Below are 21,191 nucleotides of genomic sequence, written 5' to 3'. Positions count from 1 at the left end.
TAGAACAGCCTTTGAACAAATATGTAAATCAAAATCGGGAAATAAAACCTGTGAAGTGCCTATTCAACCCTCTTTCTGAATAATGTTCAAAAACTGTATAATATTCAAAAAATCAATAGTTTAGACTATATCAAATATATCTTTGAGTTAATTGAATGAGCGCTTTTTAAGGGTTTGAAATAAATTGAAATAATTACGAAAAAGATTTTCAACCAAAATTCAAGCATGAAACTGACCAGGGTTCAAGTATTACACATAATTAATTATGCTCTTCAAGATTTTGATCATCAAACTGTTGAGTGAAAACTGCATTGGCTATTTTAAATGATTTAAGAATAAAATTGTCTTTCAGCCGGGAATTATTAAGGTTATTTTTGTCCAAATTTGAGGTGCGGCACAGTTTCATTATAATTCTTAAATAATATTTCTTGGGGCAGTTTTTTTGTTTTATATAACTTCCCTATATTTGCACTCCGATTTCAAAAGAATCAAGAACTATGTACGCAATTGTAAACATCGCAGGAAAGCAGTTCAAAGTAACACAAGATCAGTTCGTCTATGCTCCAAAGCTAGACTTAGAAACTGGCGCTTCCATCGAATTCGACCAGGTACTATTAGCAGAAGCTGATGGAACTGTGTCCGTAGGAGCTCCCCTACTTAAAGGAGCATTGGTAACTGGGAAAGTCCTAGATCATGTAAAAGGTGATAAAGTCATCGTCTTCAAAAAGAAGCGCCGTAAGGGCTACAAGAAGAAGAACGGTCATAGACAAGACTTCACTAAAGTATTGATAGAAACTATTTCACTCTAAGTTTTCTTTTTCGAAAACTATAACAGAATAAAACCATGGCACATAAGAAAGGCGTCGGTAGTTCCAGAAACGGTAGAGACTCACAATCCAAGAGATTGGGTGTGAAGAAATTTGGTGGCGAAGTAGTAATCGCCGGTAATATTATCGTAAGACAAAGAGGTACTAAGCATCACCCAGGTGAGAACGTAGGACTTGGTAAAGATCATACCTTGTTCGCTACATCTAACGGTGTTGTTACCTTCAGAAAGAAATTTGATGGCAGATCATACGTAAGCGTATTGCCAGCAGAAGCTTAATTTAAGCAAACAATCAATTTAGATAGCTCCTTCATTCGAAGGAGCTATTTTTTTTATGAGGATTTTTTAACCGCAGTGAACGCGGTGGTTTCGCAGAGAGCGTAGCTTAAGTTTTTATCTTATATGTCTGAAACCATTTGGTTCAAGTCTCAAGACCTGTCCGACTATCGGCGGGCTTGGACTAAAACAATGCAGTCTCCAGACTGCTATTCATTCAGAATTGTCATTCTTTTATCAAGTCAGACACGAATGATTTCTAGATTAATATACTGACACAAAAAAGCCCGACTAATAAAAAATCAGTCGGGCCTTTTATATGGTTATATTTTTTAAAATGGTTTATAGCTCAGTACTTGATCTATAAATGTAGTGGCGCTTTCTGGAGAAATAACCAGTATAAAGACTATCCCGAAAATTGCTCCATACAAATGTGCATCATGATTGATTGCATCGTCTTGATTTTTTCCTTTGAAATAAGAATAAAGAAGAAATAGCACACCTAAAATAAATCCAGGTAAGCATAATATCCCAAATAAGCAGATATCTGAAAGCGGCAGTATAATGATACTTGCAAAAACTGTTGCGGCTGTTCCGCCAGAAGCTCCCAATGCTCTGTAGTAGCTATTGTCCTGATTTTTCAGATAGGTAGGGATATCTGAGATGATGATTCCCAAAAGATAGAACAATACAAATACAGCTCCGCCCATAACTACTCCGAACTTATAGGCAAGAACTTGCTCCACCACACCTCCGAAGAAGTAGAAGGTGAACATGTTGAAGAAAAGGTGGATGTAATCTTTGTGGATAAAGCCCGAAGTGATGAATCTATCCCACTGTCCATTCCGCTTGATTTTGTAAGGAATAAACATGCAACGTTCCATAAAAGCTGCATTATTGATTCCGTAGTAACTGCTGATCGCAGTGATTATGATCAGGACAACTGTAATTGATAAAGTCATTTATTTTTCTCGGTGAATTAGGTCCTGGGTTATTTTCTTGAGTTCAAGAAAATAGTCTTCGTTCTTGAAATGAATAGCATCGTATTGAGCAAATCCAGCTTCGAAATAGGAATTCATTTTGGATTCCGTAATCGCTTTAACACCTAGCTTTTCATAAAGCCCGCGTACTGCCTGTACTTTTTCTTCTTTGTCGAATTCGCTTTGGGAAAGCCAGTAGTTTAGTGTTTCAGCATCTTCACCTTCAGCAAGTTCAAGTGCCTTTATCAGAAGGAAAGTTTTTTTATTGGAAATGATATCTCCTCCGACCTGCTTACCGAATTTGGCCTGATCTGCAAAGACATCGAGTAAGTCGTCTTTCAGCTGAAAGCCAACACCGATATTCATTCCGAAATCATATAACTTCTGTGCATCATCCTTTTCCGCTCCAGCCAGCAAAGCACCAAGTTGTAAAGCGAATCCCAAAAGAACGGCAGTCTTCAAGCGAATCATATTGATATATTCGTCTTCGTGTACAGACTCCAAGGACTCAAAATTCATGTCGAACTGCTGTCCTTCACATACTTCTGAAGCTGTTTTATTGAACAAGCGAATTATCTCTCCTAGTTTTTCGGCTTCAGTAGGTAAGAGCAAATCATAGGCTTTCACCAACATTACGTCACCTGAAAGTATGGCTACGTTATTATTCCATTTGATATGGACAGCTTTTTTGCCTCTTCTCAGGGGAGCATCGTCCATAATATCGTCATGCATCAGTGTGAAGTTGTGAAAGACTTCTACTGCCGCCGCTTGGCTTAGGATTGTTTCCGGATCAGTCTTATAGATCCCATAGGCCAATAAACTAAGCAAAGGACGGATTCTCTTTCCGTCCAAGCCTAGAATATAAGTAATGGGTTCATAAAGTTCTCGTGGTGACTTTCCTATTCCCGCATCTATCGGGAATTTATTCTGGATGTAGTGCTCCAGCTTACCTAACAGGGCGTGCGCGTGGCTTTTTTCTGTCATTATCTGCAAATTCCAAATCAATTGTTCTACGGTCAATGTCGGTGTTGACCACCCTGACCTTAACTTTATCACCTAAAGTGATCATTTTTTTCGTCTTCGAACCAACGAGACGCATGTTTTTCTGGTCGAAATCGTAGTAATCGTCATCCATATCCTGGACGCGAATCATGCCTTCACACTTGGTTTCTGTGATTTCTACAAAGACTCCCCATTCTGTGATTCCAGCTACAATTCCATCGTAATCCTTGTCTTCTGCAAGTGACATGAATTCCACTTGTTTGTATTTGATAGAAGCTCTTTCGGCATCAGCAGCACGTTTTTCTCGTTCAGAGGAATGCACACATTTTTGCTCCCATGCTTCTGCATCTGGAGATTTACCATTTTCAAGATAAAGCTCAAGAAGCCTGTGCACCATCATGTCTGGGTATCGACGGATAGGAGAGGTGAAGTGAGAATAATGTGCGAAAGCAAGACCAAAGTGTCCTTTTGGTTCAGTCGTATATTTGGCTTTCGCCATACTTCGAATCGCCAGTTGCTCAAGCACGTTCTGCTCAGGTTTGCCCTGTATTTCTTCCATCAGCTTATTTAGCGCGTTGGAAACATTATTAGGGTTTTGAATATCGAATTCATGACCAAATCGCTTCGCAAAGCCTGAGAAAGTATCCAATCGCTCCATGTCTGGAGAATCGTGTGTACGATATACAAAGGTGTCTTTTCCCTTATTCTTATTGAAAATGAATTCAGCTACATATTTGTTTGCCAAAAGCATAAACTCTTCTATGAGCTTATGAATATCTTTTCGCTCTTTGATAATCAAACCAAGTGGAGTGCCTTTTTCGTCCAGGTTGAACTTCACTTCTACCGTCTCAAAGTTGACAGCACCATGCTTGAATCTACGCTGACGGATTTTCTTCGCCATTACATTTAGCAAAGTTAATTCTTCAAAGTAGTCTCCTGACTGATTGTCAATATTCTCCTGAGCATCTTCGTAGGCATATCTTCGATCAGAGTGAATGACAGTTTTGCCAATCCAATGTTTCTTCACATTAGCCTCATCATCCACTTCAAATACGCAGGCAAAAGTCAGTTTGTCTTCATTTGGACGAAGTGAGCAAAGTCCATTACTCAATCGCTCTGGAAGCATAGGGATAGTTCTGTCTACCAAATAGACAGATGTTGCTCTGTTATATGCTTCTTTTTCCAAAGCCGTATTTGGCTGCACATAGTGAGTTACATCAGCGATGTGAATACCTATTTCGTGATTACCATTTTCTAATTTTCTATAGGAAATAGCATCATCAAAATCCTTCGCATCCGCAGGATCAATCGTGAAAGTCAGAATATCTCTGAAATCTTTTCTTTTCTTGATTTCTTTGGCTGTGATTTTCTCAGAAATTGCTTCAGCTTCTTTTTCTGGCTCTTCTGGATATTCAAAAGGTAACCCGAATTCTGCCATGATGGAGTGAATCTCCACTTCATGTTCTCCGGCTTTACCGAGTACACGAATTACTTCTCCAGTTGGATTCTTATCTCCTTCTCGCCATTCGGTGAGTTTGACGATTACTTTTTCGCCATGCACAGCACCATTCAATGCTCCTCGATGAACGAATATATCCTTGTGCATTTTTCTAAAATCCGGAACTATGAATGCGAAACGAGGGGATATTTCCACTCGCCCTACGAATTCGTCACGGCTTCTTTGTACTACTTCCAGAACTTTGCCTTCTACTCGCCCGGTTTTTCCTTTGAGGGGATAGACCATTACACGAACTTTATCGCCATCAAGCGCTTGTTTGAGGTCAGCTTCTTTAACCATAATATCTCCATCGACTTTTTCAGGGTCAAGTGGGACAATGAATGCGAAGCGAGGATTTACAAAGTCCACAATACCCTCGATGAATTCAGGATCCTGAGTGGATGAGTAATAATTTCTTGGATTGCGAGAAACTGATCCAGCTTCTACTAGTTTGCTGAGCACTGGTTCCACTCCACCTTTTGTAAGGGCATCCCGGATTTCCAGTTTCTTAATGATTTGCTTGGAGTTAAATTCTTCTCCAAAATTAGCGTCTAAAAATTGAAGGATACGACGAGCCAAGCTGGCTGCATCTGTTTGTTTTCCTCCATTATTTTTACTTGTGTTTTTGTTGTTAGTTTTTCTTCCCATGTTTTGGGTTGTTGATTAGGGTTAAGGTAAAAAGATTTATGTCCCTGCGCCCATTAATCTTTGTGATCTTTTTTTGAATCTTCTAAATGGATGATTTCTATTTCTAAGTCATCCAACTGTGGATGCATAGCCATATATACTCGAGCTGTGACTTCCACATCTCTCAGGCAATATTTTTTGATTTTTTCTACGTCTTTTTCCAGATGAAAAGTAGTGTTGACCTGACTTCCGTCAAGATCATCTTTTGAAGATGGAATTCCAAAAACTGAAGCTAAAAGCTCCAAGCGGGTGTAATGTTTATAGTCTCCAAACTTCCAAAGCTCCATCGTGTCTAGATGGCGAACTTCCCAGGGCTTTTTCCCTGAGATCTGTAAAGGCTCTGGCAATGCTACTCCATTGATGAGCATTCTGCGGCAGAGGTATGGAAAATCAAATTCCTTACCGTTGTGAGCGCAAAGAATCCATTTTTTCTTCTCTAACAAAGCCTTAAACTCTAAAAGAAGTTCCCGTTCATCTTCATGCGCATAACATTTCGATCTGAACGCCAGTTTTTTGTCTTTCTTTTTCCACTGAAAATACCCCACGCCGACGCATACTACTTGCCCAAATTCGGCATGGATTCCTGCTCGATCAAAGTACAAGTCTCCAGGGGCATGAATGCCGTCTTCAGTGTGAATCAAACGCTCTTTTCTTAGCCACTCTTCTTGAATTCGCTCGGGCAGTTCTTCAAATTTTTCAGTTAACGAAGCTGTTTCTATATCTAGAAACAGAATGTCATTCAAATGATCAAAAAAATCTGCCATAAGCGTGAATTATGCGTGTAGAACTCCTTCTAGGCCAATTTCGGGAATCATCTTTATGAAGCATGGATCGAAACTGCCTGAAGTAAAGATAAACTTTTTATCAAAAATCTGATCCATAATATAATAACTCACCCAAAACTCATTGTTCAAAGCAAAAACCGATGGATCAATAGCTTCGATTTTAGCTACAGCCTGCTCACTTAATTCATCTAACATGTGTCGAAGGGTAGATGTTTTCTTTATTTCTCCATTTATTTCACCGTATCCTTTTGAAGTGATCATCACATTTTTCAGCTCAATCATATTCAAGTTGATAATATATACCGCCCACTCTGTTCCCATGGCAGTTTCTTCTTTTGCTATTGCCAGTTTTACTCCAGTCACAGGGCTGAAATCTATGTCTTTCTTCATAATGTTTCTATACTCTCCATTTCAAATAATTCGATCAAATGCTGCTTCACTCGACCTTTAACCTCTTGCATATCCACTGCTCTGCCCAGTTCAAGATGAAGTGATGTCACTGCTTTGTCGTCGATCCCACAGGGGATGATGTGTCCAAAATAGCTGATATCCGTGTTGACGTTGAAAGCAAAACCGTGCATGGTAACCCAGCGACTGGATTTTACACCCATAGCGCAGATTTTCCTGGGATTTTTCTGCTCCAAATGGTCTATCCATACGCCAGTTAATCCGTCTATTCTACCTGCTTGGATTCCATAATCTACCAAAGTCAAAATGATCGCTTCTTCCAGAAATCTCAAGTATTTGTGAATGTCTGTGAAGAAATTATCCAGATCCAAAATAGGATATCCTACGAGTTGCCCTGGTCCGTGATAAGTAATATCTCCGCCACGATTGATTTTGTAATATTGAGCATGGTGGCTTTTAAGACCGTTTTCATTCAATAGCAGATTTTCTTCCTTGCCACTTTTTCCCAGTGTATAGACATGCGGGTGCTCCACAAATAGGATGTAATTGCTACTTGGAGATTGGTAGGCAGGAGCCAAAGGACGGTTTCTGATTTTCAGCGCGACCGTTTCTGCAAATAACTGCTCCTGATAGTCCCAAGCCTGCTGGTAATCAAGCTGTCCTAGATCTCGGAATTCTACTTTTTTATTAATAATTTCATTCATCGGATAGTCCCGAAGGATTTACTTTTCAACTGAGCCAGCAACTGGTTCGTTCATTGATTTTTCAAAATTAAACAAATATCCAAGATGGCTGAACACAACGATTCTGGAAAACTTGCAGAGGAACTAGCTGCTGACTGGTTAGTGAGCAAAGGGTATGAATTTGTAGAAAAGAATTACAGATACTCACATGCCGAGATTGATTTGATCATGAAGCATCGCGGACTGTTAATTTTTGTTGAAGTTAAATTCAGATCAGGGACTGGCTTTGGATTTGCAGAGGAGTTTGTGGATTCGGTCAAACGGAAACTGATTATCAAAGCCGCAGATCAGTACATATATGAAAATGACTGGCATAAAGACATCCGCTTTGATATTGTAGGCGTTTATAAGGATCGCACAGGGAAAATTAATTTCAGGCATTTTGAAGATGCATTTTACTAAACAATCACCCCGGTTTAATTTAAAAAAACATGAAGAAAGTAACAGTAACGTTCTTTTTTGCCCTTCTGGCAATTGTAGGATTCGCACAAGATGCTAAGAAGGACAGACGAATAGAGGAAGATGCTATAGATGCAAAAGCAGCATTTTTGGAAGACGATCCAGAAATGGAGAGTTTTTTCAGCTCTTCTTATGGCTACATTATCTTACCAAATGTAGGTAAAGGTGGTCTTGGGATCGGTGGAGCTGCCGGAAACGGAGTTGCTTACCAAGGTGGAAATAATATTGGCTTTGCAAAAATGACGCAGATTACGATAGGTTTTCAGGCAGGCGGACAAGCATATTCCGAAGTTGTGTTCTTCGAAGATCAGGAGGCGTTTGAGAGATTCAAAAACAGTAAAGTAGAAATGTCTGCTCAGGTATCGGCAGTTGCCGCAGCTGAAGGGGCTTCTTTGAATGCAAAGTATATCGAAGGTGTAGCAGTATTTACACTCGCAAAAGGTGGATTGATGTATGAAGCCTCAGTAGGAGGTCAGCAATTCAAATTCAGAGAAAAATAAGAATTATATGTATATCGGAAATGATGCCAGTATATTTATTTTCTTTGGTGTACTGGCTGGAAGACCGAAGACCGAAGTGGCCTAAAATCTAGAGTTTAGCTTATATTTTGATGCTTACATCCACTTACTGCTAGAAAAGCTGATTTACATAAAAAATTAATTGTCTTTACGGTACACTAGATTTCCGTCCTTATCCCATTCAGCACGAATATAAGGGCGGAAATTTTTTGTATAAGCTGATTCCTGATATTGAACCTCGCGCTTCCGGATTGCTTTGGTATTGTTCGTATCCCAATATTCTGTCCAAAGCCCTACTTTTTCTCCGAATTGATATTCTCCAGTTACAGCCACTTGCTTATCTTCATAGAAGTAGAAGTAATTTCCTTCTTCAAGTCCATATTGCACAGGGATGATTTCTCGGATAGTTTTAGTGGATTGGTCGAAATAGCGGGTTCGGGATTCTCTAGGCCAGCCTTCGGAAAAGTGGTTTTTGTCCTGAAGTACATTCTTGGAATCAAATAGCATCCAGGTTTTGTGCTTAGTACCGTAGTAGAACATGCCACTTTCCACCACTTCTTCATTGATTACACGCTCGTAAGGCCCGTGAAGCAGGTAGCCTTTCCCTGCTACATAATCTTTGGTCTTGATGCTTCTATCCTGCGTGTCAAACCAGTATACGTCCCGAATATATGGATCAGGCCTTCGGCTTACATCAGTGTAGCTGAAGAACTCAAAAATCTGCTGACCTCGGATTTCATTTCGCGTGTAGCCTTTTTTAGTTTTGATTCCGAACCATTCATTTTTGCGTTCTTTCTTCTTTTTCTCTTTTTTTTCTTCCTTTTCTTTTGAGTCATCAAAAAGCAGCAAAGGCATAGTCGTTGGAAGCAACCTTGAGTTCACCACACCACTAGAATCAGGATCTGATTTGGGTTTTGCTTCTTCTTTTTGCGCAAAAGAAACCTTGCTCAAAAGTAGGAGGAAAATAAAACTGATATAAAATCTACTCATTGTATACAAAAACGCAATTTACTTCGGTGTATTTTATCCAAAAATAACATTTCGAGATCAAAACCCACCGATTGTTTAGATTTTATAATCTTCTCTCTATTTTTGTGGAATTTGTAATAAAATCTCTCAAACAATGAATTCTATTTTATCAGACCGGATAATCAATATGGAGGAATCGGCCACTCTTGCCATGGCAAAAAAAGCAAGAGAGCTGAAATCACAAGGAGTTGACATCATCAGCCTTAGTTTAGGTGAGCCTGACTTCAAGACTCCAAAGCATATCCAAGAGGCTGCAAAAGATGCAATCGACGAAGGAAAGTACTTTTCATATCCTCCTGTAGCGGGTTATCAGGATTTGAGAGAAGCTATCGCAAAGAAGCTTCGTGAAGAGAACGAAATCTCTGAAGCAAAAGCTGAAAACATCGTTGTTTCAACTGGAGCCAAGCATTCTATTGCCAATGTATTCATGTGCATGATCAATGAAGGCGATGAGGTAGTTATCTTCTCTCCTTACTGGGTGAGTTACGCCGAAATCATCAAGCTAGCTGGTGGAGTTCCTGTATTGATACAAGGTACTTTGGAGAACAACTTCAAAGCAACTGCTGCTCAGTTAGAGGCTGCGATTACTCCTAAGACCAAAGGTGTTATTTATTCGTCTCCATGTAATCCTACTGGATCGGTATTTAGCAAGTTCGAACTTGAAGCGATTGCCAACGTGGTGAAAAAGCATGAAAACATCATGGTGATCGCCGATGAGATCTACGAGAAAATCAACTTTGCTGGAAGAAATTACAGCATCGGATCATTCCCAGGAATGTTCGAAAGAACAATCACCGTAAACGGATTCTCTAAAGGCTATGCAATGACTGGCTGGAGAGTTGGTTACATCTGTGCTCCAGTTTGGATGGCAAAAGCTGTAGAAAAAATCCAAGGTCAGTTCACTTCAGGAGGAACAGGTATCGCTCAAAGAGCTGCACTTGCAGGTATTTCTGGAGATCAGACTCCAACGACTGAAATGGCTAATGCTTACCTAAGAAGAAGAGGCTTGGTATTGGACTTACTTCGTGATATCCCAGGAATCAAAACTCACGTACCAGAAGGAGCATTCTATTTCTTCCCAGACGTGACTGCTTTCTTTGGCAAGTCTGCCAAAGGACATGATGTGAAAGATGCGGATGATCTTTGCTTGTATCTTTTGGCAGAAGCTCACGTGTCTCTAGTGACTGGAGCTGCTTTTGGAGCGCCGGATTGTATCCGACTTTCTTACGCAGCTTCCGATGAAGAGCTGGTAGATGCTCTCGGAAGAATGAAAAAAGCACTCGGCGAGCTAGCTTAATCTGATTATCCGTAACGATGCCAGTATTGCTTTTTTCTTTACTATCCTGACCGAAGACCGAAGACGGATGACCGAAGCGAGCCTCAATCTAAAAGTTGATCATACTCGCTAGAAGATTAGGTTTTCTTGGCTAGAAAACAGATACAACAAATGTTAGAACTTAACCCCGGCAAACGTCGGGGTTATTTTTTGCCTAGCCAGAAAGGCTTATTTTTGAGAAAAATTACCCTATGGCTGAAGTAATCGTAATCACCCCGGTTAAGAATTCTCTTGAAACAACCCTAGATACTGCAAGAGCTATTGCAAGCTCCACGGTAGGGGTAAGGCATATTATTTTTAATGACTTCAGTACAGAAGAGACCAAAGTAGGGCTTGAGCAGAATAAGGCAGAAATCGGTTATGAACTCATTCATTTGGAGGATCATACAGATCATCCTTCGCCTAATTACAAGCTGGTACTTCAGATGGCTCAGAAGATGGCGAATGAAGCTAGCTTACCCCTTTTAGTCATAGAATCAGATGTAGTGGTGAAGCCCGAGACTATTGCGGATTTGCTGAGTTTCCAGAAATCATCCATTAAATCTGGGTTGGTAGGATCTGTGACGGTGGATGAAAATGGGATGGTAAACTTTCCGTATCTGAAATTCAAAGGAGTGAAAGAGTCAGTAATCGATACTTCGAGAAGTTTAAGCTTTTGCTGTACACTTTTCGGAACTGACTTTTTGAAAGCCTATGACTTCATGGGATTAGATGAAGCAAAAGATTGGTATGATACGTTTATCTCAAAGAAGTCCATCGAGCTGGGATTCAAGAATCATGTGCTGATGAATGCTCCCGTGTGGCATAGACCACATGCCAGCAGACCATGGAAGCAATTGAAATACAGCAATCCTCTGAAATACTATTTCCTGAAGTTCTGGAAGGGAATGGATAAGATTTGATTAGAGTTTACCTATGAACTTCATCAAGGTATTGTAAGGTCTGGACCAGGTACGCTGGATTCTTAGGGGGCCGTTCAACTCTCTCTCAAAAAAGTCCATGTGTTTGGCATTCAAATAAGCTAACCTCTCAATTTTCTTTTGGTGAGTGGCTGTCTTCTTTCTCTTGCTGGTGGGAGTCAATCGATAGAAATATCCTAAGAAAGGTAACTGCACAACCTCTCCACCATTTTTTAGCATTTTAATCCAAAACTCCCAATCTTCTCTTCCCATCGTCATGTCTTCAGAGAATCCACCAACTTCCAAGGCATCTTTTTTCCAAAAAAAGGTAGCGGGAAAAATCATATTATCTCTTGCGAGTTGATAGCGGCTAAAGGGCTTGAGATTCCATTTTTTTTGCCCCTTTTCATTGAATTTTATTCCCTGGCAATAGACTACTCTCACTTCTGGTCTAGCTACCATGACTTTGACCGCTTCCTCCATGTAATTAGGGGCGATTAAATCGTCCCCATCCAATGGTAGAATGATTTCACCTTTAGCGGTTTTGATTCCATGATTTCTAGCTCTTGATACGCCTCCATTGGGTTGGTCCAAGACAACTACTTCTGGGAATTCTTGCTCCAGTTCACGGGCTATTTCGAGAGAATTGTCAGTGGACCCATCATTGATTATTAAAAGTTCAATCGGTCTGTAGGAGGATGCAAGTGCACTTTTAACTGTTTCTCTAAGGTATTTCGCTTGGTTATAACAAGGAGTAATTATAGAAACTAATGGTGCTTTCATTTTCACGTGCTTAAAACTCTCAAATTTTACTATTCGAAGGTAACTTTTATTTTATAAAGATTTAATTTCCGAGAATGTGGCAAGGATAGACTTTACTGCCTAGTTTTTAACGGTTTCGCCGTAAGTTTCTGAGAACCTGATTAATCTAAAGAGATTTTCTTAGACCTGATACTACTGGAATAATCAGTGCCTCAGTTCCATTTTTTCTAGAATTGAGAGAGTTAGTTATCTCTTCATTAAACCTATCAGTTGAAATAGGGGGATACTAGGAAGACTAAATCAAGTTTTGTTATATTTTGAAAAGAGTAAGAAAATAGTTTGAAACTTTGTTTAAATCATTGAATTTCATAATTTTAAAATGGTGATTAAACAACTTTTTATCAATATTTGATTTTTTCAAACACGGATTCTTTTAATAATCCATTTTTCTAACTCAAGCTGTTTCAAAGAAAATCCGGGCTATGGCCCGGATTTTTTTTTGAATTTTTTTTAGTGAACTTTCGATTTCCGAATTGCTTAAAGGTCCACATGATCAAAAATAAGAATTTACTTTTCCTAGTTTTTACATTTGCTTTTTGCATTCGCGGGTTTGGTCAGAATGATAAGTTTCAATATGACACTAGTTATGTTGAGAGTACTCACGAAGCATTCGCAATCAGGCTTTTTACTTCTCAGAAATACACTCGACTTGTTCAAAATACTCCAGACCAAGATCGAACTTTTGTATTAAAGCCAAACACTGGTTTGAAAATGGGAGTTGGGGTTAGCTATCAGCGCTTGACTATCAATGTTTCATTTCCCGTAGGGTTTCTGTACCCGGATAAGCAAAAGAATTGGCCCTTCAATTTGGATTTACATTCACATATTTATGCTCCCAGAATCATAATTGACTTTTTTGGGCAGTTTTATGGAGGTTATAAGATAAAAGCAGATGATTTGGAAAACTCAGATGCGGATTATCTTAGAGAAGACATGCGTTTATCATCCATGGGTATGAATATGAACTATCTTTTTTTTGGAGATAAAATTTCACTTGGAGCTGCTTTCAATCAGACTGCCGTTCAAAAACGTTCTGCATTTTCCCCATTTATAGGATTTGAAATCTATGGAGGAAAAATTAAAGGAGATTCTCTTTTATTACCAAAAAGTCAAGTGCCCGACGCTGCTAATTTTGATAAAGCTGGCTATTTTCAAGCAGGTCCTAATGCAGGTTTGGCAGGATCTCTGGTTTTTGGAAAAGGGTTCTTTCTTACGGGTACTGCATCAGCCAATTTGAGTGGAGGTTATTCCAAATGGAGAAATGGCGAAGAGTTCAAGAAATGGGGTGTAGTTCCTACTTATTACCTGAGGGCTTTCGTAGGCTATAATGGAAAGCGCTTCTCTATTAATGGAAATTACGTTTATAAAAATTTAAACTTAGTAGAGGGGGAAGCTTACGATCAAGCGATCAACACGGGGAATTATAGGGTTATTTTAATGTATAAGTTATACCCTAGGGATAAATTCAAAAAAGGGTTCAATAAAATAAACCCACTAAGTGTACTGTTTAAGGATTAGTACATCAACCTATGGACTCTCCGTGATAATTATTTTAGCTTTGAACACATAAAAAACCCAAATACAATGGCAGATCAATTCGGTATTCAAGAATCTTTGAAGCGACTCGGAATAAAATCAGAAAACTCAGGGACATCAACTGGTGTCAATTGGATAGATTCTGGAGAAGCTTCCATTTCATCTTTTTCACCGGCAGATGGAGTCCTGATTGGAAAAGTGCAGGCAACGAATCAGAAAGCTTATGAGGAAGTGATCTCTCAGGCTCAAGTTGCTTTTGAAAGCTGGAGACAAGTACCTGCGCCGCATCGAGGTGAAATTGTGAGAGAGATTGGTAATGCGTTAAGGGAAAAGAAGGCTGACCTAGGAAAGCTTGTCTCTTATGAGATGGGGAAATCCTATCAAGAGGGACTAGGAGAGGTGCAGGAGATGATAGATATCTGTGATTTTGCAGTTGGCCTTTCTCGCCAACTTTATGGTTTGACGATGCATTCTGAGCGTCCTGGTCATAGAATGTATGAGCAGTGGCATGCTCTGGGAATAATCGGGATTATTTCTGCCTTCAATTTCCCTGTGGCAGTTTGGTCTTGGAATGCTGCATTGGCTTGGGTTTGTGGAGATGTTTGTGTTTGGAAGCCATCTGAAAAAGCACCTCTTTCTGGAATTGCATGCCAGCATATTGCGAGTGAGATTTTTGAAAAACATGGCATGCCAGAGGGAATATGTTCACTTATCATTGGTGATTATAAAGTAGGCGAACTGATGTCACATGATTCTAGAATTCCATTGGTTTCAGCTACTGGTTCTACCCGTATGGGGAAATTAGTTGGGCAGGCAGTTGGAGGTAGGCTAGGAAGGTCTCTTTTGGAACTTGGTGGAAATAATGCCATCATCATCACCGAAAATGCCGACATGGACATGGCGATTCGAGGAGCTTTATTTGGAGCTGTTGGAACGGCAGGTCAGCGATGTACCAGTACAAGGCGTCTAATTATTCATGAGAATGTCTATGAAGAAGTCAAGTCGAGGCTAGCGTCTGCATATAGCAAACTAGTGATTGGGAATCCTTTGGATGAAAAAAATCATGTTGGGCCAGTAATTGACAAGGATGCCGTTGATATGTATTTAGCGGCTATCGAGAAGGTACAGGTCGAAGGAGGGAAGGTAGTGGTAGAAGGTGGCGTGTTAAGTGGTCAGGGCTATGAGTCTGGCTGCTATGTGAAACCAGCCATCTATGAAGCTGAAAATCACTTTGAAATCGTGCAACACGAGACATTTGCACCGATTCTTTATTTAATCAAATACAAAGAAATTGCTGAAGCTATTGCGATACAGAACGGAGTTCCACAGGGATTATCTTCTGCGATCATGACAACCAATATGAGAGAAGCTGAAGCATTTCTTTCCGTAGCTGGATCCGATTGTGGAATTGCTAATGTGAATATCGGAACCTCCGGTGCGGAAATCGGTGGTGCTTTTGGTGGAGAAAAGGAAACTGGTGGAGGAAGAGAGTCCGGCTCTGATGCTTGGAAAGCTTATATGCGTCGTCAGACAAATACAATTAATTACTCATCTACTTTGCCTTTGGCGCAGGGGATTAAGTTTGATATTTGAAAATTGTAACCCTTATAAATGCCAATCAAGCCACAAGTGAAGATTTAAATAGGGCGATGTTAGCCATAATTATCTCTTACCAACTTGTGGCTTGACTTCCTCAAATCCCCTTTGACCAACCCAGCCATGCACTCTGAAGAGCTTAAAGCATCTTTGATTATCTCTGTTTATAAAGATGTCCATTTTTTAGAACAAGTTATGAAGTCCCTAGAGTTGCAGACTTGGAGGGGCTTTGAAGTGATAATTTCTGAAGACGGAGATAGTCTGGAGATGAGGGATTATGTGCGACAAATAGACTCTACTTTTCCTATCCAGCATCTGACACAGGAAGATTTAGGATGGAGAAAAAACCGCGCACTTAATCGGGCTATTAAATCAGCCAAAACTGAATGGCTAGTATTTATAGATGGAGACTGTGTGCTTCATCCGCGATTTATGGAATTTCACTTTAAACTTTCTAATAGAAATTCCATTCTGGCTGGAAAGCGGATAAAATTGGATCCAGAGACTTCTAATGAGCTAATTGAAGGTAAATTACCATTAAGTAAAATGAACAGGCTTATTGTTGGGAAATTCCGCAAAATATCTAGGAAGGGTGGTCAATTTGTTGAGGAAGGTATATTCATAGATCCCACGGGTCCTTTTGGTTTCATTCCTAAGGTGAGAAAAATGAGGAATTTGAAAGGTTGTAATATGTCGTTTCATAGGTCCGCTATAGAAGCAATAAATGGGTTTAATGAGGATTACATCAAACCTGCTGTTGGTGAGGATATCGATTTGGTATGGAGATTTCAAGGTTTGGGGTTTCACTTGGTTTCCCTGAGAAATCTAGCGGTTCAGTATCATTTATATCATAAGGAAAGTTGGATAGAGCAAGAGGATAATATGGAAATCATGAGGAGAAATCAAAAACTTCAGGAATATGTCTGTAAAAATGGCCTTGAGAAGAAATAGGCTTTATTACTGATAGCTATCCAAATTGTTAAAAAACTGGTGGAGGTCGCGAGTCAGGATCAGATGCGTGGAAAGCTTATATGCGTCGTCACACAATTACGATCAATTACTCATCTACCTTGCCGTTGGCTCAGGGGATTAAGTTTGATATTTAGAGTTTCTGATTTCTCGGTTTTATGCCAATTGCATTTTTGGGTTAAGAGGCGGGAAGATCGAAGTGGTCTTAACTAAGTGTCAGTCTCGTATTCAAAATAGTTACTTTGAATACATGTGAAATTAGGATTTAATGGAATAGCCTCCTGATGTGATATTTGGAGGCTTTTTTATGTAGTATTAAAAAAAATGGGGCAAAAAAAATCCCGAATAAATTATCCGGGATTGAATGTGGGAGTTGAGGGATTCGAACCCCCGACCCTCTGCTTGTAAGGCAGATGCTCTGAACCAACTGAGCTAAACTCCCAATAAATTTTCTTTTGAAACTCTGAACCTCCCGATAGCTATCGGGATGAGCTAAACTCCCAAGAATTAAATATTGCTCACTTTTGAGCATAAATAGTAAGATGTGGGAGTTGAGGGATTCGAACCCCCGACCCTCTGCTTGTAAGGCAGATGCTCTGAACCAACTGAGCTAAACTCCCATCTTTGTATTCCTTTCCGTTCGAAAGGGAATGCAAAGGTAATTAGAGATTCATTTGTGGCAAATCTTGGATTGCTTTTTTTTGATAATAAAAAATAATCGTTTGATAATGAGGAGGTAAATTATTTTTTATTTAGCCTTTACTCCAGATTCAACATAAATCCAGCCCTAAACCAGCGGCCTGGCATCTGTACAGTTCCCGATTCGATATAGTCTGTATCGGTGATATTGGATGCTTCGGCAAAGAATCCGATTTTTCCGGTTCGATTATAGTCTACTCGCATGTCTAGTAGGAAATAAGGGTCCAGATTCATGCGCTCTACATTTCTCATTTTGGTATTCCACTCCAGCTTTTGGCCAATCCCAACAAGTACTCCTCCGATCATTTGATTTTTCAATGCTGTCAAAGCATACCTAGTCTCGATTCCAGGCTGATTGATCAAATCAGCATTGATGTAGTTATAGGAAAGATTGAATTCCTTGACCTGTATAGTATTGCCATTTGGATTTACACGATAGTTTAGGGAAGCTTCAATTCCATTGAATTTTACTTCGCTGAAATTCTGTGGCTGCCAAGGAGTGTCAGCATTAGGTCTTGTCCATTCGATCAGGTTGTCAGTGCTTCTATTGAAGTAAACCAATTCTGCAAAAATCCCGGATTTAGACCATTTTGCTCCGATTTCGAAGTTTTGCGCTTGCTCAGGTACGAGTTGATTATTTCCGATATTGGTTGGGCCTTTATAGTACAGATCGTTGTAGGTAGGGATTCTATAGCTTATTCCGTAGCCTGAGTAAAGCCTCAGATCAGATGTAGCCTGAAAACCAATTTCCGCTCCTGGGAAATGCTTCCAGCCATATTCTGAATAATAGTTAGAATACACTCCAGCCCGTAAATCTACTTTTGAACCAAAATTGACCATTTGCTCTAAGAAGATCCCTGTCAGCACTCGATCACGACTTCCAAGATTGGTACTTTCGATGGCTTCCTTTCTGGTCTCTAGACCAAAGCCAGTTTTACCGAATTTGGATTCAAAATTTCCGTTTGCCTCCAAGGCAAAAACGTCTGTCGTATGGTTGTTTTTGTAGAACTCCGGCTCATTTTTCTTGAGCACATATTCGTCAGCATTTCTGCGAAAATAACCTCGGGTATTTAGGTAAAAGTTCTCTAGTTTTAAAGAGTGACTAAGTGAAGCCAAGGTTGTCTGAACGCTTTCCCACTGATCTGGAAATGCACTGGAGTAAAAACCATTGGCACCGAAGCTGCGGTCTGTATAGGCTATCATGCCCTTCAATTCATTTTTCTCATTGAGATCAACACCACCTTCGTAGAAGATATTGCTGACTTGGTAGTCCGAATTATACCAATGTCCATTTGAGTCATCGTAAGAGATTGCCAAGTTTTGCTTGTAATTCCCTACAGGAAGTGAACCGGCAAAGTTTATTCCCTTCATTCCAAAGTCACCTGCATAGCCTTGAATTCTAGCATATCTTTTATCGCTCAGTTCAGTAATTACATTGATCGCGCCTGCATAGGCATTTTGCCCAAAAACTCTTGATGCCGGACCTTTCAATACTTCCACTCTGTCAATATTGACCAAGGGAACTGGGATATTCATCATGTGATGCCCCGTCTGAGGATCGCTGAGTTTGATACCATTCAGAAGCATGAGCGTCTGCTCAAAGGATCCACCACGGATACTTACGTCTGATTGTACTCCGGTGACTCCTCTTTGACGAATATCTACGCCCGGTACAAATGATAGTATTTCAGCTAAACTTCTGGCTGGAGTGGTTTCTATCTGGAGTTTACTGATGAGAGAAATATTCCTGTTTTGCTTAGAGAATGGGAGTTGAATCCTGTTTTCTTGGATCAAAACTTCTCCTAAATCCTGTGTTGTGGTGTCTGTTTGAGCATTTACACCTAAAGAAAATGCCAATGAAGACACTAGTAGTACTAATTTTCGCATGGGTTGATCGTAAATAGAAGCCCAAAAGTGCTGGGAAAATATGCATTTTCCAATAATGCGATTTATCTAAAAATTCGTTAAAGCAGAGACTCTCGTATAAAATGCCCTAGAGCTTAAGCTAGCAATTCTTACTTTTAGGGTTAAATCAATTATCTAGTATGCGCAGGAAAATTATAATTAAGCTGCTTTTTGCCGGAGCTATGCTCGCAGGAATCAGCAATTCTTTTGCTCAAGAAGTAAAGGAAAATAACCAGAAAGAATTTGGTGAATTTATCAATCGCAAGGGAACCTACACTCGATCTGCCTCTGGCAAACCTAATGTAGGCTACTGGCAAAACAAGGCTGATTATCAAATCGCTGTGACTTTGGATGATCAGGCACACACGCTATCTGGTAATATTAAGCTTACCTATACCAATAATAGCCCTGAGACTCTGGACTTCATCTGGATGCAAATGGAGCAAAACCGATTCAAAGAAGATTCCCGCGGAACTTTGACTACTCCAATTCAAGGAAATCGCTACAATGGTGATATTGACGGAGGTTTCGATGTTACTAATCTACAAGCTAAAGTGGGGTCTAAAGGATCCGTTTCTTCTAAAAACATTGTTTCAGATACCAGAATGCAAGTTTGGTTCAACGAGCCTATCCCAGCAAAAGGTGGTACTGCCACAGTTTCAATGGATTTCTCTTTCAAAGTTCCTGTAGAAGGAATGGATAGAATGGGAAGACTGGAAGTAGAAGATGGTTGGATCTATGCTTTTGCCCAGTGGTATCCTAAAGTAGCCGTATTTGACGATGTAGAAGGTTGGAATGTGGAGCCTTACTTGGGAGCTGGAGAGTTTTATCTTGAGTATGGTGATTTCGATTACAAAGTTACCGTTCCTTATGACCACATCGTGGTGGGTTCTGGTGAGCTTTTGAATCCCAAAGAAGTCTTGAGCAAAGAACTTCAGGATCGTTACGCTAAAGCAAAAGACAGTGATACCACAGTAATGCTGATCACTGCTGAAGAGCTAGGGAATACTGAATTGACAAGACCTAAGCAAGAGGGAACAGTTACCTGGCATTTCGCTATCCAAAATAGCCGTGATGCGGCTTTTGCTACTTCGAGAGCATTTATCTGGGATGCTGCCAAAATCAACTTGCCTAGTGGAAAGAAAATATTAGCTCAGTCTGCTTATCCTAAAGAATCAAATGGAGCTGATGCTTGGTCTAGATCTACAGAATATACCAAAGCATCTATCGAGCATTATTCTTCTACATGGTTTGAATTCCCTTATGCTACTGCGACTAACGTAGCTGCAGACATCGGAGGGATGGAATACCCAGGATTGAACTTCTGTAGTTATAATTCCAAAGGAGAAGACCTGTGGGGAGTAACTGATCACGAGTTTGGTCACAACTGGTTTCCAATGATTGTAGGATCCAATGAGCGCAGATACCCATGGATGGACGAAGGCTTCAATACCTTTATCAACCATTACAGCACACTATCCTTCAATGATGGAGAATACCCATCAAACTTGAATGAAACGCGTAGATATACAAATTTCTTCACTAGCGAGACTAGAGAAGGGATTGACACTTATCCAGATGTAGTAAATGTTGGTAATTTGGGAATGCTTGCTTACAATAAGCCAGCTTTTGGCCTATTAATGTTGAGAGAGTACATTTTGGGCCATGAGCGATTTGATAATGCCTTCAAATCTTACATCAAGACTTGGTCATACAAGCATCCACAGCCTACTGACTTCTTCAATCATATGGAGAATGTAGCCGGAGAAAACCTTTCTTGGTTCTGGCAAGGATGGTTCTACGGAACTGGCAATATTGACTTGGGAGTAAATGCGGTAATTCCTTATGCAGGAAATTACGTAGTTGTCTTGGCTAACAAAGGCGATATGCCAATGCCGGTATTAATGGAAATCACTTTTGAAGATGGCTCAACTGAGAGAAAAATGCTTCCTGTTGAGATCTGGCAACGAGGTGATACCTGGAACTACTTGTTAAAAACTGACAAAAAAGTAACGGCAGTAGTAATCGACCCTGACAAGCTTCTTCCAGATGTGAATCTTGGAAATGATAGCTGGCCACAGAATGTTTACGAGAAATAAAATGCAAAAGCCCGGATGGTCCGGGCTTTTTTAATGCCTAATCCTGAAGGGGAAGAAAAATTAAGGCATGTTTAACAATTGACTTTGAATGACCAGTAGAAAAAAAGTGGACTTTCACT

General features: G+C 40.0%; 19 protein-coding genes and 2 tRNA genes. 10 read left to right on the top strand and 11 right to left on the bottom strand.

Features of this window, described 5'->3' with window-relative positions; genetic code table 11:
• Positions 1-497 precede the first annotated feature (497 nt).
• Both rplU and rpmA read left to right on the top strand, forming a co-directional pair.
• On the top strand, positions 498-809 hold the full coding sequence (rplU, locus tag ESV85_RS16605) for a 50S ribosomal protein L21 (protein ID WP_092902051.1): 312 nt from the start codon (positions 498-500) through the stop codon (positions 807-809).
• 35 nt (positions 810-844) lie between these two features.
• Positions 845-1,105: a 50S ribosomal protein L27 gene (rpmA, locus tag ESV85_RS16600; protein ID WP_086503232.1), complete on the top strand. Its 261-nt coding sequence runs from the start codon at positions 845-847 to the stop codon at positions 1,103-1,105.
• A 329-nt stretch (positions 1,106-1,434) separates the two neighbouring features.
• Here the strand turns inward: rpmA and ESV85_RS16595 are convergent, their stop codons facing one another.
• Genes ESV85_RS16595 through lipB form a run of 6 tightly spaced genes read right to left on the bottom strand, consistent with a single transcriptional unit; the run spans position 1,435 to position 7,166 of the window.
• Entirely contained in the window at positions 1,435-2,064 is a 630-nt protein-coding gene (locus ESV85_RS16595; protein ID WP_146919564.1) for a rhomboid family intramembrane serine protease, read from the bottom strand.
• Positions 2,065-3,066, bottom strand: a complete 1,002-nt coding sequence (locus ESV85_RS16590; RefSeq protein WP_146919562.1) for a polyprenyl synthetase family protein — start codon at positions 3,064-3,066, stop codon at positions 2,065-2,067.
• Positions 3,029-5,230, bottom strand: a complete 2,202-nt coding sequence (rnr, locus tag ESV85_RS16585; protein ID WP_146919560.1) for a ribonuclease R — start codon at positions 5,228-5,230, stop codon at positions 3,029-3,031. The genes ESV85_RS16590 and rnr overlap by 38 nt, the downstream gene beginning before the upstream one ends.
• 53 nt (positions 5,231-5,283) lie before the next feature.
• On the bottom strand, positions 5,284-6,033 hold the full coding sequence (locus tag ESV85_RS16580; protein WP_146919558.1) for a 3'-5' exonuclease: 750 nt from the start codon (positions 6,031-6,033) through the stop codon (positions 5,284-5,286).
• 9 nt (positions 6,034-6,042) lie between these two features.
• Entirely contained in the window at positions 6,043-6,444 is a 402-nt protein-coding gene (locus ESV85_RS16575) for a hypothetical protein (protein WP_146919556.1), read from the bottom strand.
• Entirely contained in the window at positions 6,441-7,166 is a 726-nt protein-coding gene (gene lipB, locus ESV85_RS16570; RefSeq protein ID WP_146919554.1) for a lipoyl(octanoyl) transferase LipB, read from the bottom strand. Before lipB ends, ESV85_RS16575 begins: the two co-directional genes overlap by 4 nt.
• A gap of 84 nt (positions 7,167-7,250) precedes the next feature.
• Here lipB and ESV85_RS16565 point away from each other — a divergent pair, with 84 nt between their 5' ends.
• Together ESV85_RS16565 and ESV85_RS16560 are read left to right on the top strand one after the other, a co-directional pair.
• A complete protein-coding gene (locus ESV85_RS16565) occupies positions 7,251-7,607 on the top strand; it encodes a YraN family protein (RefSeq protein WP_146919552.1) in 357 nt (118 codons plus the stop codon).
• A gap of 29 nt (positions 7,608-7,636) precedes the next feature.
• The gene (locus tag ESV85_RS16560) at positions 7,637-8,164 is read left to right on the top strand and encodes a YSC84-related protein (RefSeq protein ID WP_146919550.1); all 528 of its coding nucleotides are present in this window, start codon (positions 7,637-7,639) and stop codon (positions 8,162-8,164) included.
• Between the two features lie 156 nt (positions 8,165-8,320).
• Here the strand turns inward: ESV85_RS16560 and ESV85_RS16555 are convergent, their stop codons facing one another.
• Positions 8,321-9,172 carry a hypothetical protein gene (locus tag ESV85_RS16555; RefSeq protein ID WP_146919548.1) on the bottom strand — a complete coding sequence of 284 codons (852 nt, stop codon included), beginning with the start codon at positions 9,170-9,172 and terminating at the stop codon, positions 8,321-8,323.
• 133 nt (positions 9,173-9,305) lie between these two features.
• On the opposite strand from ESV85_RS16555, the gene ESV85_RS16550 reads away from it, so the two are divergent.
• Together ESV85_RS16550 and ESV85_RS16545 are read left to right on the top strand one after the other, a co-directional pair.
• Positions 9,306-10,508: a pyridoxal phosphate-dependent aminotransferase gene (locus ESV85_RS16550; protein ID WP_146919546.1), complete on the top strand. Its 1,203-nt coding sequence runs from the start codon at positions 9,306-9,308 to the stop codon at positions 10,506-10,508.
• A gap of 230 nt (positions 10,509-10,738) precedes the next feature.
• Positions 10,739-11,449 carry a glycosyltransferase family 2 protein gene (locus ESV85_RS16545; protein WP_146919544.1) on the top strand — a complete coding sequence of 237 codons (711 nt, stop codon included), beginning with the start codon at positions 10,739-10,741 and terminating at the stop codon, positions 11,447-11,449.
• Here the strand turns inward: ESV85_RS16545 and ESV85_RS16540 are convergent, their stop codons facing one another.
• Complete coding sequence (locus ESV85_RS16540) at positions 11,450-12,229, bottom strand: glycosyltransferase family 2 protein (RefSeq protein WP_146919542.1); 780 nt, start codon at positions 12,227-12,229, stop codon at positions 11,450-11,452.
• A gap of 528 nt (positions 12,230-12,757) precedes the next feature.
• Here ESV85_RS16540 and ESV85_RS16535 point away from each other — a divergent pair.
• The 3 genes from ESV85_RS16535 to ESV85_RS16525 all read left to right on the top strand — a co-directional run bounded on the left by ESV85_RS16535 (position 12,758) and on the right by ESV85_RS16525 (position 16,351).
• Complete coding sequence (locus ESV85_RS16535) at positions 12,758-13,786, top strand: DUF4421 domain-containing protein (RefSeq protein WP_146919540.1); 1,029 nt, start codon at positions 12,758-12,760, stop codon at positions 13,784-13,786.
• 66 nt (positions 13,787-13,852) lie between these two features.
• Complete coding sequence (locus ESV85_RS16530; protein WP_146919538.1) at positions 13,853-15,397, top strand: aldehyde dehydrogenase family protein; 1,545 nt, start codon at positions 13,853-13,855, stop codon at positions 15,395-15,397.
• A gap of 126 nt (positions 15,398-15,523) precedes the next feature.
• On the top strand, positions 15,524-16,351 hold the full coding sequence (locus ESV85_RS16525) for a glycosyltransferase (protein ID WP_146919537.1): 828 nt from the start codon (positions 15,524-15,526) through the stop codon (positions 16,349-16,351).
• A gap of 385 nt (positions 16,352-16,736) precedes the next feature.
• Here the strand turns inward: ESV85_RS16525 and ESV85_RS16520 are convergent.
• The 3 genes from ESV85_RS16520 to ESV85_RS16510 form a co-directional block, all read right to left on the bottom strand.
• Positions 16,737-16,811, bottom strand: a tRNA-Val gene (locus tag ESV85_RS16520).
• 103 nt (positions 16,812-16,914) lie between these two features.
• Positions 16,915-16,989, bottom strand: a tRNA-Val gene (locus ESV85_RS16515).
• 139 nt (positions 16,990-17,128) lie between these two features.
• Positions 17,129-18,955, bottom strand: coding sequence for a TonB-dependent receptor plug domain-containing protein (locus ESV85_RS16510; protein ID WP_146919535.1), 1,827 nt, complete (start codon positions 18,953-18,955; stop codon positions 17,129-17,131).
• A gap of 158 nt (positions 18,956-19,113) precedes the next feature.
• Between ESV85_RS16510 and ESV85_RS16505 the strand changes: the two genes are divergently transcribed.
• Positions 19,114-21,072: a M1 family metallopeptidase gene (locus ESV85_RS16505; protein ID WP_146919533.1), complete on the top strand. Its 1,959-nt coding sequence runs from the start codon at positions 19,114-19,116 to the stop codon at positions 21,070-21,072.
• Positions 21,073-21,191: the final 119 nt, after the last annotated feature.

This window comes from Algoriphagus aquimarinus (assembly GCF_007997215.1).
In the GTDB taxonomy this organism is placed as follows: Bacteria; Bacteroidota; Bacteroidia; order Cytophagales; family Cyclobacteriaceae; genus Algoriphagus; species Algoriphagus aquimarinus_A.
The sequence above is the reverse complement of the archived record's forward strand: the minus strand, read 5'-3'. Positions and strand labels throughout refer to the sequence as shown.

Bases quoted from the DNA above. Each gene is read 5' to 3' on its own strand.
- ESV85_RS16510 (WP_146919535.1), bottom strand. From the start codon at position 18,955: ATGCGAAAATTAGTACTACTAGTGTCTTCATTGGCATTTTCTTTAGGT.
- ESV85_RS16540 (WP_146919542.1), bottom strand. From the start codon at position 12,229: ATGAAAGCACCATTAGTTTCTATAATTACTCCTTGTTATAACCAAGCG.
- rpmA (WP_086503232.1), top strand. From the start codon at position 845: ATGGCACATAAGAAAGGCGTCGGTAGTTCCAGAAACGGTAGAGACTCA.
- ESV85_RS16550 (WP_146919546.1), top strand. From the start codon at position 9,306: ATGAATTCTATTTTATCAGACCGGATAATCAATATGGAGGAATCGGCC.
- ESV85_RS16560 (WP_146919550.1), top strand. From the start codon at position 7,637: ATGAAGAAAGTAACAGTAACGTTCTTTTTTGCCCTTCTGGCAATTGTA.
- ESV85_RS16595 (WP_146919564.1), bottom strand. From the start codon at position 2,064: ATGACTTTATCAATTACAGTTGTCCTGATCATAATCACTGCGATCAGC.
- ESV85_RS16545 (WP_146919544.1), top strand. From the start codon at position 10,739: ATGGCTGAAGTAATCGTAATCACCCCGGTTAAGAATTCTCTTGAAACA.
- lipB (WP_146919554.1), bottom strand. From the start codon at position 7,166: ATGAATGAAATTATTAATAAAAAAGTAGAATTCCGAGATCTAGGACAG.
- ESV85_RS16575 (WP_146919556.1), bottom strand. From the start codon at position 6,444: ATGAAGAAAGACATAGATTTCAGCCCTGTGACTGGAGTAAAACTGGCA.
- ESV85_RS16555 (WP_146919548.1), bottom strand. From the start codon at position 9,172: ATGAGTAGATTTTATATCAGTTTTATTTTCCTCCTACTTTTGAGCAAG.
- ESV85_RS16565 (WP_146919552.1), top strand. From the start codon at position 7,251: ATGGCTGAACACAACGATTCTGGAAAACTTGCAGAGGAACTAGCTGCT.
- ESV85_RS16505 (WP_146919533.1), top strand. From the start codon at position 19,114: ATGCGCAGGAAAATTATAATTAAGCTGCTTTTTGCCGGAGCTATGCTC.
- rnr (WP_146919560.1), bottom strand. From the start codon at position 5,230: ATGGGAAGAAAAACTAACAACAAAAACACAAGTAAAAATAATGGAGGA.
- rplU (WP_092902051.1), top strand. From the start codon at position 498: ATGTACGCAATTGTAAACATCGCAGGAAAGCAGTTCAAAGTAACACAA.
- ESV85_RS16535 (WP_146919540.1), top strand. From the start codon at position 12,758: ATGATCAAAAATAAGAATTTACTTTTCCTAGTTTTTACATTTGCTTTT.
- ESV85_RS16530 (WP_146919538.1), top strand. From the start codon at position 13,853: ATGGCAGATCAATTCGGTATTCAAGAATCTTTGAAGCGACTCGGAATA.
- ESV85_RS16525 (WP_146919537.1), top strand. From the start codon at position 15,524: ATGCACTCTGAAGAGCTTAAAGCATCTTTGATTATCTCTGTTTATAAA.
- ESV85_RS16590 (WP_146919562.1), bottom strand. From the start codon at position 3,066: ATGACAGAAAAAAGCCACGCGCACGCCCTGTTAGGTAAGCTGGAGCAC.
- ESV85_RS16580 (WP_146919558.1), bottom strand. From the start codon at position 6,033: ATGGCAGATTTTTTTGATCATTTGAATGACATTCTGTTTCTAGATATA.